Annotated in this window: 9 protein-coding genes; 4 read left to right on the top strand and 5 right to left on the bottom strand. The window is 60.9% G+C overall.

Annotated elements, in window-relative coordinates:
* Positions 1-354: 354 nt before the first annotated feature.
* A complete protein-coding gene (locus tag ISP18_RS10580; protein ID WP_380010602.1) occupies positions 355-1050 on the bottom strand; it encodes a response regulator transcription factor in 696 nt (231 codons plus the stop codon).
* Positions 1051-1354: 304 nt separating this feature from the next.
* Here ISP18_RS10580 and ISP18_RS10575 point away from each other — a divergent pair, with 304 nt between their 5' ends.
* A complete protein-coding gene (locus ISP18_RS10575) occupies positions 1355-3133 on the top strand; it encodes a hybrid sensor histidine kinase/response regulator (RefSeq protein WP_380010599.1) in 1779 nt (592 codons plus the stop codon).
* Positions 3134-3400: 267 nt separating this feature from the next.
* Here the strand turns inward: ISP18_RS10575 and ISP18_RS10570 are convergent, their stop codons facing one another.
* Positions 3401-4021 (bottom strand): DNA-3-methyladenine glycosylase, encoded by a 621-nt coding sequence (locus tag ISP18_RS10570; RefSeq protein WP_380010596.1) that lies wholly within the window; start codon positions 4019-4021, stop codon positions 3401-3403.
* 62 nt (positions 4022-4083) lie between these two features.
* Here ISP18_RS10570 and thiM point away from each other — a divergent pair, with 62 nt between their 5' ends.
* Together thiM and thiE are read left to right on the top strand one after the other, a co-directional pair.
* Positions 4084-4887 (top strand): hydroxyethylthiazole kinase, encoded by an 804-nt coding sequence (thiM, locus tag ISP18_RS10565; RefSeq protein WP_380010594.1) that lies wholly within the window; start codon positions 4084-4086, stop codon positions 4885-4887.
* On the top strand, positions 4884-5525 hold the full coding sequence (thiE, locus tag ISP18_RS10560; RefSeq protein WP_380010591.1) for a thiamine phosphate synthase: 642 nt from the start codon (positions 4884-4886) through the stop codon (positions 5523-5525). The genes thiM and thiE overlap by 4 nt, the downstream gene beginning before the upstream one ends.
* 10 nt (positions 5526-5535) lie before the next feature.
* On the opposite strand, the gene ISP18_RS10555 is transcribed toward thiE, so the two are convergent.
* From ISP18_RS10555 to ISP18_RS10545, 3 genes are all read right to left on the bottom strand, one after another.
* Complete coding sequence (locus tag ISP18_RS10555) at positions 5536-6516, bottom strand: hypothetical protein (RefSeq protein WP_380010588.1); 981 nt, start codon at positions 6514-6516, stop codon at positions 5536-5538.
* A 520-nt stretch (positions 6517-7036) separates the two neighbouring features.
* Positions 7037-7897, bottom strand: coding sequence for an alpha/beta fold hydrolase (locus tag ISP18_RS10550; protein WP_380010585.1), 861 nt, complete (start codon positions 7895-7897; stop codon positions 7037-7039).
* Positions 7898-7989: 92 nt separating this feature from the next.
* On the bottom strand, positions 7990-10482 hold the full coding sequence (locus ISP18_RS10545; RefSeq protein ID WP_380010582.1) for a mechanosensitive ion channel family protein: 2493 nt from the start codon (positions 10480-10482) through the stop codon (positions 7990-7992).
* A gap of 412 nt (positions 10483-10894) precedes the next feature.
* Here ISP18_RS10545 and glgA point away from each other — a divergent pair, with 412 nt between their 5' ends.
* The gene (gene glgA / locus ISP18_RS10540; RefSeq protein WP_380010579.1) at positions 10895-12445 is read left to right on the top strand and encodes a glycogen synthase GlgA; all 1551 of its coding nucleotides are present in this window, start codon (positions 10895-10897) and stop codon (positions 12443-12445) included.
* Positions 12446-12458: the final 13 nt, after the last annotated feature.

Genomic DNA, 12458 nt, shown 5'->3' with positions numbered 1-12458 from the left:
CAAGCCAGTCGGATGACACGTGATGTATCGAAGAGCGACCCCTGTTAGCTCACCCAGATCTCACTTGGACTCGCACGATTCATCCACGAATCATGCCATCCGCAGTGAGATCTCCCCCTGCTCCCTAAGCTTTAGACAATGACGCTTTAATGACGCTTTGCTGCTGAAACGAGATGACGTGCCCAGTTTTTCCGGAGGAAGTTTGCGAATATCACAGTCCCGCATCTTCCGTGACGTAGCGCCACCTCGCAGCGAGGCGAACTTTAAGTATTCGGCGCGCGTCCCACAATCTCAAAAAACTACCCATTCTTGCGTTTTCTTGCATATGTAAAGACGCGCAATGCGTTGACCCGCTCAATTCAAGGCCAAGGTATAACCCACCCCTCGCACGGCAATAAGCGGCAGTTCTTCACCCGCTTTTTTTGTCACTTTCTGCCGCAAACGATGGATCAGCATTTCCAGCCGCGCCGGATCGAAGCCAGGAATGACGCCGGCAATTTCGTCGATCAGTACGCCGCGCGCGGTCGGTTCCGGCGAGGAAGTCGCCAGCCGATTGAGCAACAGCCGCTCGGGCAGCGATAGCGCGACGATTGCGCCGTTCGGCGCAACCAACCGCCACCCGCCTGCTTCCAGATGCCAGCCGGTGGCAGCAAGCTCGTAAGAAGCTGCATTGCTTACGCGCCGGCTCAAACTGTGCAGCGAAGCGGCCAGCACTTCCACATCGATCGGCTTGGTGAGATAGACATCGGCGCCTTCGATGAGCCCGCGCACGCGATGCGCCGTGGAATCCAGTCCGGACAGCACCACGATGCCCATGTCGGACAGCGCGCGCAGTTGACCGATAATCTTGAACCCATCCTCGTCCGGCAGTGCAATATCCAGCACGATCAGCCGGAAACGCTCGACCACGATCGAGCGGTAAAGCTCCGCTGCGCTACCCACGCCCACCGCGTTGAAACCAAATGCCTTCAGCCCGGGCACCAGAATGTCGTTCCGCAACTGCGCATCGTCTTCCACGACAAGCACGTTGCCCTTTACGCTTTCAATCATGCCTTTCCCCTGCTCCATCCGCCGTATCGGCGGTGGTTTCCGCAGCGGTTCCAGTTTCCGCTGCGCGTTCCACGCGTATGTCACGCATTGCAGGTTACGTCGTGGTTGTCTGTAAAGTCCATGTGCATCCTTACACAGGGTGCGGATGAGACATTTCGCATCGGCCAATCAAGCCCAGCCTCAAGGTGGCCTGGTGACACGATGCGGCTGCCATCATGCACATGCCGAGTACGGCCGCGTATGCGTCCATGCCGTTCCCGCTGGGATCGGCTATCTTCACTGGTTGTCACGAGAGTCCCCGCTCATGTCATCGACCTCATCGGCTACGGCCACCCGCCGCCGCTTCCGCCCGCTTTGCGCCTTCCTCGCCTGGTTGCGCAACGTGCCGATCGACAATCCGGTGGACCGCCGCAATGCGCCGATGGTGCAGATACTGCTGCTGCTCATGTGCGTGGGCGTGCCGGTGCTGTCGCTGCCGCGATGGATCACGGTCGCGCGTGGCGCCGAGCCGATCGACTACCTGGTCGAGGTGATCAACGCGGCAACCATCTTCATGGTCTACCTCAACCTGTGGCTGCTGCGCCGTGGATTTTTCAAGCGTTCGGTCGAGCTGTTTCTTTCCATGTCGCTGGTGCTGATGGCCGTGTCCTACTGGCATACCGGGCTCGACGCGGAAGTGCATTCGCAGGTGACCCAGGCTTTCCCGCTGGTGTTGGGTGGCATGCTGCTCGGGCGCCGCACGCTGTGGTTGATCGTCTTGGCGATGCAGATCATCTTCGGCATCGGCACGATGGTCGACGCATCGAGGGATGTACCCGGCATGCATGGCGAGGAATCCCATTGGATTACCTTCATCCGCAGCGGCATCGGTTTCCTGGTCATCGCCGTCATTCTGGATCGCGCGGTATCGGCACTGCGCGAAACGCTCGATCTCGCCCATCACCACGGCGAGGCGCTGGAACGCACGCAGCAGGCGCTGCAGCAGGAGATTCTGGAAAAGGAACGCTCGCAAGCCATGCTGGTGCAATCACAGAAGATCGAGGCCGTCGGCCGCGTCTCCAGCGGACTGGCGCACGACTTCAACAATATCCTCGGCGTAATCATGGGCTATGCCAGCAAGCCCGATGCCTTTGAGCGCCACGAGGTGGCCCTGGATTCGCTGGAAGGCATCAAGCTGGCCGCACAACGCGGCGCCATTGCGATAAGGCGAATCCTCGGGCTGGGACGCAAACAGCTCAGCACACCCGAAGCCTTCGATGTGCGTGTCGCCATCGCGGACATGCAGCCATTGATCCAGCAGATCTTCGGCCAGCGCATCGCGCTGGTCGCCGACCTGTCGGATCAGCCCTTGCCGGTGCACTTGGATCGCGCAGAATTCGAGCTGGCCATGCTCAATATCATCGGCAACGCGCGCGATGCCATGCCGCACGGCGGCACTTTCACGTTGAAGGCTGTGCCCGACAGCGAGCACGTCGACCTGCAATTCGCCGACACCGGCCAGGGCATGTCGCCCGAGGCGCGCGAGCATCTGTTCGAGCCGTTCTTCACCACCAAATCCGCGGGGCTCGGCTCGGGCCTCGGACTCGCCGCGGTCAAGCACTTCGTCGACAAAGCACGTGGAAGCATCCGCGTAGAAAGTGCGGAAAACGTTGGCACCACCGTACACATACGCTTGCCGGCGGGAGCGGGATTCCACGTTCCGTCGCCCACGCATTCCGTAACAGGCTTGCGTGTGCTGCTGGTGGAAGACGATGAAGCACTGCGCACCCTGCTCGCTGACGCGCTGCGTTCCGCAGGCGCCGAAGTGATGGCGAGCGGAAGCGGCCAGGATGCGTTGCACTTGGCGGAAACTGCCAAAGCCATCGACGTGCTCGTCTGCGATTTTCATCTTCCCGACGCCGATACATGTGACACGCTCAAACAGATCGGCACGCTGCATCCGACGATGCGCTGCGTGGTAATCACGACGGATGAAACGTTGGTGTCGTTGAAGGAACTGGGCTCAAAAGTGAAGTTACTGGGCAAGCCGTTCGAGCCGGTGAAGCTGGTGGAAGTAGTGGCTGCTGTAGGGTGCTCTGAGTAACTCGCATAGGTGTTCAAAGTAGCGCGAGACATTTGCTCCCTCCCTTGCTTGCAGCCTGATTAGCGTCGAATCTCAGCCACACCTCGCCGTCACCCCAGCGAAAGCTGGGATGACGAGCAATAAGCACGGTGAGCTGAGATTCACTCGACGCTAACCAGGCTGCAAGGAGGAGGAGAAACCACTCAGGAAGCTGCATGCAATTCTTCGTCATCACGAGAAACAGAAAAGCACTTCTGCTATTTGCTGCACGTCTCGCCTTTTCAGCTCTCACTTCCGCGACACATAAGCACTATCCCCCACATACCACCGCCACGGATAATCCGCCGCCTTCGTAAGGCCGATGCGCGTGGTCTGTACCGGCTGCTCCGGCGGTGGCATTCCGTCATCCGCAATCGCGTATGCATCACCGCGCACCAGATCGATACCATTCTGCAGTTTCGTAATGCTCATCGCCTGTGTAAGGCAAGCCGGTCCGTTGCATAGCTGCCGATCGTTTTTCGCCACCGGACGAGCCGCATACATCAAGTCGAGACCCGCGATCGGCTGTAGCGCGCGAATCAGAACCGCGTTGCCTGCACCTTGCGGTCCGCACACGGTATTGCAGCACCAGTGCATGCCATAGGTGAAATACACATACATATGCCCGAGCGCACCGAACATCACTTCGTTACGCGGCGTCTTGCCGCGATACGAATGCGCGGCAGGATCGTCCGCGCCGTGATATGCCTCCACTTCCACGATACGGCCGGCGCGGCCATCGTGGCACAGCAGCACTTTGTTCAACAGCTCGGGAGCGACGATGAGAGGATCGCGGTTATAGAACGAGCGTGGGAGCGAACGGGGCTTCTTTTGCTTCTTCGCGGTAGCCATGGCCGAATGGTAAGGCATCGCGCCATCCACGCCGAGGTGTTTCAGAATAAAATGGCTCTCCTTGCTCGCACCGATCTGTCATGCCCCTGCCCACTTCCTACGGCAATCTCCTCGATCAGCTGCGCCACGAATCCCCGCTGGTTCAATGCATCACCAATTACGTGGCGATGAACTTCGCAGCCAACACGCTGCTCGCCTCCGGCGCATCCCCCGCGATGGTGCATGCGCCGGAGGAAGCGGGCGAATTCGCGAACATCGCAAGCGCCGTCACCATCAACATCGGCACACTCTCATCGCACTGGCTGGAAGGCATGCGTGCCGCGGCCAGCGCTGCCAATGAAAGCGGCAAGCCGTGGGTGCTCGATCCGGTGGCGCATTTCGCTACCGCGTTTCGCCGCAAGGCGGTGGAAGAGCTGCTTGCGCTGCGGCCCGCGGTGATTCGCGGCAATGCGTCGGAGATCATGGCGTTGGCCGGGGATACCAGTTCGGGGCGCGGTGTGGATAGCGGTGATAGCGTCGAACGCGCGGAGGTGTCGGCGATGGTGCTGGCGCGGCGCACGCATGCTGTGATCGCCGTGACGGGAGAAATCGACTTCGTCACCGATGGACAGGATGGTGTGCGCATCGCGGGCGGGTCGGCGCTGATGCCCAAGGTAACCGCAATGGGCTGTGCCCTTACCTGCTTGGTCGGTGCCTTCGTGGCGGTGACACCGGATTCACCCCTGGCCGCCACCGTCAGCGCACTGGCTTGCTTCAGCGTGGCAGGATCGCAGGCCGCGCAACAGGCGTCGGGTCCCGGTTCGTTCGCATGGCAATTCATCGATGCGCTGGCCCGCCTCGATGGAAACACGTTGCAGGCGCAGGCACAGGTCACCAACGCATGAAAAAGCCGTTCGATCTTTCGCTCTACCTGGTGCTGGATCCCGACCTTTGCCAGCAACATTCGATGGTGGAAACCGCGCGCGAAGCCGTCGCAGGTGGCGCCACGATGGTTCAGGTTCGGCACAAACGCGCTTCAACGACCGAGCGCATCGCCTTGGCGCGCAGCGTAAAAGAAGCGCTGCGCAATACGCCTGCACTGGTCGTGATGAACGACGATATCGAGGCAGCCATCGAAGCCGGTGTGGATGCACTGCACATCGGCCAGCGCGATATGCCTGCCGCGTCGGCGCGTGCACGCATCGGGCTCAACATGCTGCTCGGCCTGTCGGTGAATTCGGAAAGCGCGGCGCAGGCGGTTGATCCGGCGCTGGTCGATTACGTGGGCGTCGGTCCCGTGTTCGCCACGCCTACGAAGACCGATCACGAACAGCCGATCGGCTTCGCCGGCCTGACCCGAATCGTGGCCGCTTGCCCCGTTCCCGCCGTCGCCATCGGCGGCCTGAAACAGCAACACGTCAGCGACGTATTGGCGACGGGTGCGAGCGGCATCGCCGTGGTGTCCGCCATTTGTGGAACACCCGATCCTCAACAGGCGTCGAGAGAACTATGGGAGCGCATCCTGGCCAGTCGACCGGGTTGATGGGAAACGGTCAGACCGAGCTTTCGCCGAGCCGATAGCTTTGTTCGCCGGGTACGCTCCCCGTTGCATTGCGCATGAGCGCCTTCACGCCGAGCCAGCACAGCGGCAGCGTTATGACGAACCATAGCAAGGCCGCCACCAGCGCGAGGCTAGTTACTGTCGCGGCATTTTCCGTAGCACTAGTAGCTCTATAGGAAACGACGGCCGCGGCAACGAAGGCCACGGCAAGCAATGAAACGATGTTGACGATCGCTGTCAGGAAGCTGGCAAGCAAGGCGCGCGACACACGTGCCGATGACATCGATGCAGGCCATGCGAGCAGCGCCGCGAGCCATATCGGCAGCACGAGCGCAACGGACGCCAGGTAAATCCACGGCGATATCGACCAAAGATAGAGACCATACACGCTGGCAGCGGCAAGTGCGGAAGGCAGCGCCAGCTGCACGATCATCAAATGCCACGTCCATACCAGCAGTGCGAAGATCAGCAAGCTCCGCCAGCGCATCTCACCTGACGATATCGAGCGCCCTCGCACAAGAGAATATGCCAGCCACAACGGCAGCATGATCGCGATGAGCGTAACGACGCGGGTAACGAACAGTCCCGCCATAACCAGGACTTGTATGCCAGCAAAGCCTGCGTGCGCCATGGCCGCCTTCTGCGCATACAGCCAGCCATAATTCAAGGCGATCGAAAGCACGGCATAGACGACCGCCACGCCCACGACGGCGTACCAGGGCAGATCGACCCGCCGCCGCTCCATCAGCCACTGCGCATAGCCTAGGCCGATCGCAGCGGAAAACACCATGGCCACCCATTGGCCGCCAAGCACGACATACATCATGTTCACCGCCGAGGCACTGTCCGCCACAAAGCTGGGCATGTGCTGCATGCGGTAGATGCTGAGGGCATCAAGAACCAGGTTGACTAGGATGATGGCCAGGGCCACGAAATAAGGGAACGATGAAGCCTTTGCCTTGGCGAAATGCATGAAGATCCTTGTATCCGTTGCATGGGGAGCCAGTACCACTCCTTGACCGCGGCGACTGTATCGTGCGGCGACCCGCTCTTATAAAGGGATGGCCGCCGGCTCGTCCAGACCCTGGCCTCTACTGACAAGTAGGTCACGGAGAAACAGGCCGTTTCGGGTGAATTCGTCGTGAAACCCCCTGACAGCCAACTGCCAATATGCGATAAATGGCTCGCCGGGAAGTCAGGCGCCGAGGAGGGGCCCCTCCTCAACATGGATGACCGATGCCCGACCGAGTCGCCTTTATAGGCGGCTCGTTTTGTTTTAGGGCGGTCCCTTTTTCGCGCTGCTAGTGAATGTAGGTTTGCGGCGGGCGAAGCCGAACCCCAACATTTCGCCAGCGAGTGCATCGCGAAATGCGAAACATCGCGCAAACGTTGGGGTTCGGCTTCGCCTCACCGCCAACCTACGCACTAAGAAATATCTCCGCGAGATTGGCCCCTCACCCCAACCCTCTCCCCAGAGGGGAGAGGGAGCAAAACTAAAACACCGTCGGCGGCAAGGTCTGCGACGGCGGCGTTCGCACCAATCCCAGCAAATCCTCGCTCAACATCGACGCATGCGTCGCAAACAATCCATGCGATCCGCCTTCATACGGCCGAAAAATGCATCCCGGCAACAAATCCGCCGTGCGCCTACCATTCGAAGCAAACGGCGCAATGTGATCTTCCGTTCCGTGGATCACGAGCGAAGACAGATTGATCGCCGCCGCCATGTCGCCGGTGAAATCTGTTTCTGCAAACGCGCGAACGCAGGAAAGCATGGCGATGCGCGAAGCCGGCTCGGCCAGCGATTTGATCCACTCTACAGTGGCATGACCGACACCCGAACCATCGAACACTTGCGCGACGAACTGCTCGATGAAGGCGAAGCGGTCGGCGCGAATGCGCGTGTAGACGTCGTCGAGCCTCGCGTCGTCGGCGCCTTCGGGGTTGTCCTTGCTCCGAATGATGGAAGGCGTTACCGCGCTCACCAGGGCGAAGCGGGTGACGCGCTGACCAAGGTGGCGTCCCATGTAGCGCACGACTTCGCCCGCACCCATCGAATAACCGACCAGGGTCACGTCGTGCAGATCGAGCGCATCGAGCAGGGCTTTCAAATCATCGACGAAACGGTTGAAGTTGTAACCGTCGGCGGGCTTGGAGGATTTACCGAAGCCGCGACGATCGTAGGTGATCACCCGGCAGCCGCCGGTGGCCAGCGCGAAAGCCTGTTCTTCCCACATCGCATGATCGAACGGCCAGCCATGCAGCAGCACGACGGGTGGCCCGTAGCCGACGTCTTCGTAGAACAGTTCGATCGACCGACCCAGGCTGTCCGTTTCTACCTGCAGCATGCTCATGGGAATCTCCTGTTTTCCTGATGGAACCTAACGTCGCAACCATGAAGGAGGCGTCGCCGCAAGAACTTCGCAACATTTCCTGCACGGCGGATTCACTTGCTCGAAGTCCTCGTCACCGGCTTGGTTTCCTGTTGCGTAAACAGATAACTGGCGTGCGGATTAGCCAGTTCGATGCCGATCTCACGGAAGCGGCGCACGATGCGTCGATTGAGTTCGCGCTGCACGCCCCAGCGTCCAATGTCCTTGCATTGCATCTGGCCGGCGAGGGTGACTTTGGACCCATCCATCGCATCCACACCCCAGATATCCAGATCCTTGAGAATGAGATCCCGGAAAGCCGGATCGTTGCGCAGATCCTTGCCGATCCTCGCTAACTCCTCCATCGCGCGGTCCACATCTACGCCGTAAGCAATGTTCACACTCATGGATGCATTGCCCACGCCGCGGTTGATGTTGTTTACCGTGGTCACCGAGCTGAAGGGAATGATGTAAAGCGAACCGTCACCGCCGCGTAGCCGCACCGTGCGCACGGAAAGGTATTCCACCGTGCCGGAAACGCCGGCCACAGTGACCCAGTCGCCTACCTGCATCGCGTTTTCCATCAGCAAAAAGATGCCGGTGATGAAATCCTGCACCAGTTTCTGCGAGCCGAAACCCAGCGCCACGCCGACGATGCTGGCGCTGGCCAGCAGCGGCGTGGTGTTGATGCCGATTTCGTTCAAGGCGGTAAGCCCCACCACCAGCACCACGCCGATCAACAGACCGGTGCGCATCATCGGCAGCAGCGTGCGCAGGCGCGCTGCACGCATCAGGTCGCCGTGCTCGGTCCATAGCGCGATGCGGCGTTCGATGCTGTAACTCGCTGCCTCCCACACGGAAATGGCAATAATGGTCGCCACCAGGATCGTCAGCGAAGCGGAAGTCAGGCTGCGACCGATCGCGCCATTCTCGAACCATCCGATCGCATCCAGCCCCCAGGCCTGGAACAGCGCGATGATGGTGAACAGCGCGATGAAGAACGACACCAATCCGCTGATAACCGGGTAATAGCGATGCGCGAGCCGGCTGCGTGCGTCGCTGGCCGCCGCACCGTCGGCATCGCGATGGCGGAACGCGCGCCCAAGCGCACCCTGCACCAGAATGGTGGCGATCCGTGCCGCGATCAGGATGCCCGCCGAAAGCCCGATGAAGTGAATGAGCTTGGGAAAACCATCTTCCACGCCGAGCGCCCACACTACCCACGCGCCCATGACGAAAGTCACCGCGAACAATGCCCATACGCGTGCGAGCCAATTGCGAGCGGCAGCCACTGCGCCGCTCGCGCCGGGCGTCGCCGCGATGGCGTGCGCCACCGGTCTGCGCAATCGCAGGATAAGAATCGCCGCCGCGACATGCACGAATAGCGAAACGAGCTTGATGAAGGCCATGCGGCTTGCTGCGCCACCGCCCAGCGCTTCCAACGCATCGCCGATGGCGATGCCGAACGCTGCGACGATCACGATGCTGCGCATCCAGATCAGCACGGTTTTCGTCGTCTGATGACTCACGCGCAGCACGCACAGGCCCGGCCCTTCCGGCGACACCAATAGCCGCAACACGGCCATAGTGATGCGCGTGCTGATGTAGGCGTCGATGAAGCTGCTGGCCACCGCGTGCACCCGTTCGTCGTCGCTACCGATTCCGCGCAGCACAAGACCGGAGACGACAAAGAACACGACCAGTGGAAGAAGATTAAGCAACAACGCGCCGAACGCAAATAGCAGATGGTGCAAGGTGCTCACGTATCGCGCCGGCTTCGCATGGTTCGACGTCTTGCCCGGTTTGCCAGGAGACACGCTGCCTGGACTCGCACTCGCCGACTGCGGACCGCTAGCCGTGTTCTGCTCGCCTACGCGCACGGGCTCCACCCGATCGACGCCGTCTTCGTTGGTGTGCATCAGCGCCACGTCGCTGGACAGCGGTTGCACGCCCGCCATCGTCTTGGCCTGCTCGGCCTGCCGCGCTTCCGATACCTGCGCTGCCTGCGCTTCGCGACGGGCGGCGGTGTATTCACGCGCCTCGTGGTGCCGATCGCGCTCATCCACTGCGTTCGCCTTGGCGACCAGTGCCCGCAAGGGGCGCTTGAGCAGAAAATGCAGCAGCCATTCGAACAGCATCCCCACCGCAAACATGCCGGCGAGCGCACCTGCTGTCTGCAGCAGCAGCTGGCGATCAACGACGTTGGCGATGTTTCCGCCGGAACGCGCGAACAGCGCGAGCAAGGCCAGCAGCGAGCGATGCGCCTCATCCAACTGTTGCCCTAGCCCATCGACCCACTGACTGATCTGCCGCAAGCTGCGGGCGATGAGGCCATTGGCCTGCAGTGGAACGATGGCAGTTGGCTTGGCGGCGGCCTGGGATGCGGATGCGCTCTTGGATGGCGCTGTTGCTGCGGTGGTCTTGCTCGATGGATCAGGCGGATTTGTGTTGCCCGCGGCGGCCTGGACGTATGGCGCGTTGGCGCTGGACGATGACGTGGATGGCTCTGTGGCGAAGGCCGACGTGATACATGTCCAGGCAAGCAAACCGATGACGAGTGCTTGCAAGGTTTTATTGCTGGCGTTCCATCTTGCTGGGGCGTCATTCTCGCGAAAGCGGGAAATCATCTTAGCTTTCAGCCTCAGAACAACATGGATCCCCGCTTTCGCGGGAATAACGTCCAGGAAAAAATGACGCTTCACGGAAATGGTGGGAATACCTTCCAACAGACGAAGGGCAACCGCCTTACCGTGCACTCTCTACTGTAAAGCTCGCGTGCACGAAAAGTTGTTCACGCATTTATGCACTGTGCGCAGTGGAAATTGCGCGTGCGCGATCGCCGCCATTCGTCTCGCGATCTTCACTTTGCCACATCGCTAGCTGTACGCGAGTTTGATCCTTCGCGCCCTAACCTCAAGCATAAGCACTGCAATTATCGGCGAATCGTCGCCTTGCAGACATTTCATGAGAACCGATGCGATGACTATCGCAAGACCCGTACACAGGACTTATTCGCCACGTCGGCACCAAAAACGTGAAATTATCCCCGGCGTACATCGGCGCAGACCCGAACCACCGGCCACCGGCACGCGCAACGACCACGTCGGCGGCAAGGTGCTGTTCGTCACCACCGAAATGACCGATTTCATCAAAGCCGGCGGCCTGGGCGATGTTTCCGCCGCTCTACCCCGCGCACTGGCCAACTACCACGACGTACGCGTGCTGCTGCCGGCCTATACGAAAGTGCTGGCCAACGCCGGCGACCGCATGCGCGTGGTTGGTAGAACGCCCGCCTTTCACAAATTGCCCGCTTGCGAGATCGGTGAGATCCAGACTGAGGACGGGCTAACCGTGCTCGTGCTGATCAACGCCGAGCTGTACGAGCGCGAAGGCTCGCCCTATACGGATGCGCACGGTCACGAGTGGCACGACAACGACATCCGCTTTGCCACGCTTTCCCACGCGGCCGCTGATATCGCGCTCGGCCGCGCACATGTGAACTGGCGCCCCGACCTGCTGCATCTGAACGACTGGCCGTGCGCGCTGACGGCGCATTACCTGGACGGCGAAAGCGCCGGCGTGCCGACCGTGCTGACCATTCACAACTTGGCTTACCAAGGCGTGTTCCCGCCTTCGTCGGCCAACAGCATCGGCATGTCGCGCAGGCGCACCGAGCACGAGCCTCGCGGGCGCATTTCGTTCCTGCATGAAGGCGTCGCCAAAGCCACTTATCTCACCACCGTCAGCGAAAGCTACGCCAAGCAGATCATCGAGCCCGTCCATGGTTGCGGCCTGGATGCGTTGCTGCGTAAGCGTTCGCTGGAAGGTCGCCTGATCGGCATCGTCAATGGCATCGATCCGAGTTGGGATCCACAGCATGATCCGGCGCTGATCACTCCGTTCACCATCGGTCAGTGGGACAGGCGAAGGGAGAACACGCGACATCTACGCGAAGAAATGGGCCTGCGCGAGCAGAACGGTCCGCTATTCGCGGTGATCTCGCGCATGGTGCAGCAGAAAGGTGTTGACCTGATCTGCGAAGCGGCACCGCAAATCATCGCCGCTGGCGGTCAGCTTGCTCTGATCGGTCGCGGCGATCCGGCTATCGAACGTACCATCGCGCGTCTACCTCGCCGTTTCCACGGCCGCGTCGCCGCGCATATCGGGTTCGAGGAAGGCTTGGCGCGGCGCATGTTCGCGGGCGCGGATTTCCTGCTGATGCCATCTCGCTACGAGCCGTGCGGCCTCAGCCAGATGTACGCACAAACATGTGGCTGCCTGCCGATCGCCCATGCCACCGGCGGCTTGATGGACACCATCGAGGATGGCATCACCGGCCTGCTGTTCCGCGACGCAACCGTATCCGAACTGCGCCGCTGCCTGCAGCGTGCCTTCCGTATCTTTGCGGAGCCTTTGCTGCTCAACGCCATGCGCGGCGCGGCGATGCTCGAAAAACGCGGCTGGGACGGGCCGGGCCGGCAGTATGCGGCTCTGTATCGCCGCATGTTGCCGCAGAAGGCCGCCGCGTGAGGAGCGATAGCGA

Source organism: Dyella humi, from assembly GCF_044904605.1.
Lineage (GTDB): Bacteria > Pseudomonadota > Gammaproteobacteria > Xanthomonadales > Rhodanobacteraceae > Dyella_B > Dyella_B humi.
Note: the sequence above shows the minus strand (reverse complement) of the source record. Positions and strands in the feature narration are given on the sequence as shown.

Excerpts from the sequence above, each read along its gene's own strand:
- ISP18_RS10580 (WP_380010602.1), bottom strand. The coding sequence starts at position 1,050 with ATGATTGAAAGCGTAAAGGGCAACGTGCTTGTCGTGGAAGACGATGCG.
- ISP18_RS10575 (WP_380010599.1), top strand. The coding sequence starts at position 1,355 with ATGTCATCGACCTCATCGGCTACGGCCACCCGCCGCCGCTTCCGCCCG.
- ISP18_RS10570 (WP_380010596.1), bottom strand. The coding sequence starts at position 4,021 with ATGCCTTACCATTCGGCCATGGCTACCGCGAAGAAGCAAAAGAAGCCC.
- thiM (WP_380010594.1), top strand. The coding sequence starts at position 4,084 with ATGCCCCTGCCCACTTCCTACGGCAATCTCCTCGATCAGCTGCGCCAC.
- thiE (WP_380010591.1), top strand. The coding sequence starts at position 4,884 with ATGAAAAAGCCGTTCGATCTTTCGCTCTACCTGGTGCTGGATCCCGAC.
- ISP18_RS10555 (WP_380010588.1), bottom strand. The coding sequence starts at position 6,516 with ATGCATTTCGCCAAGGCAAAGGCTTCATCGTTCCCTTATTTCGTGGCC.
- ISP18_RS10550 (WP_380010585.1), bottom strand. The coding sequence starts at position 7,897 with ATGAGCATGCTGCAGGTAGAAACGGACAGCCTGGGTCGGTCGATCGAA.
- glgA (WP_380010579.1), top strand. The coding sequence starts at position 10,895 with ATGACTATCGCAAGACCCGTACACAGGACTTATTCGCCACGTCGGCAC.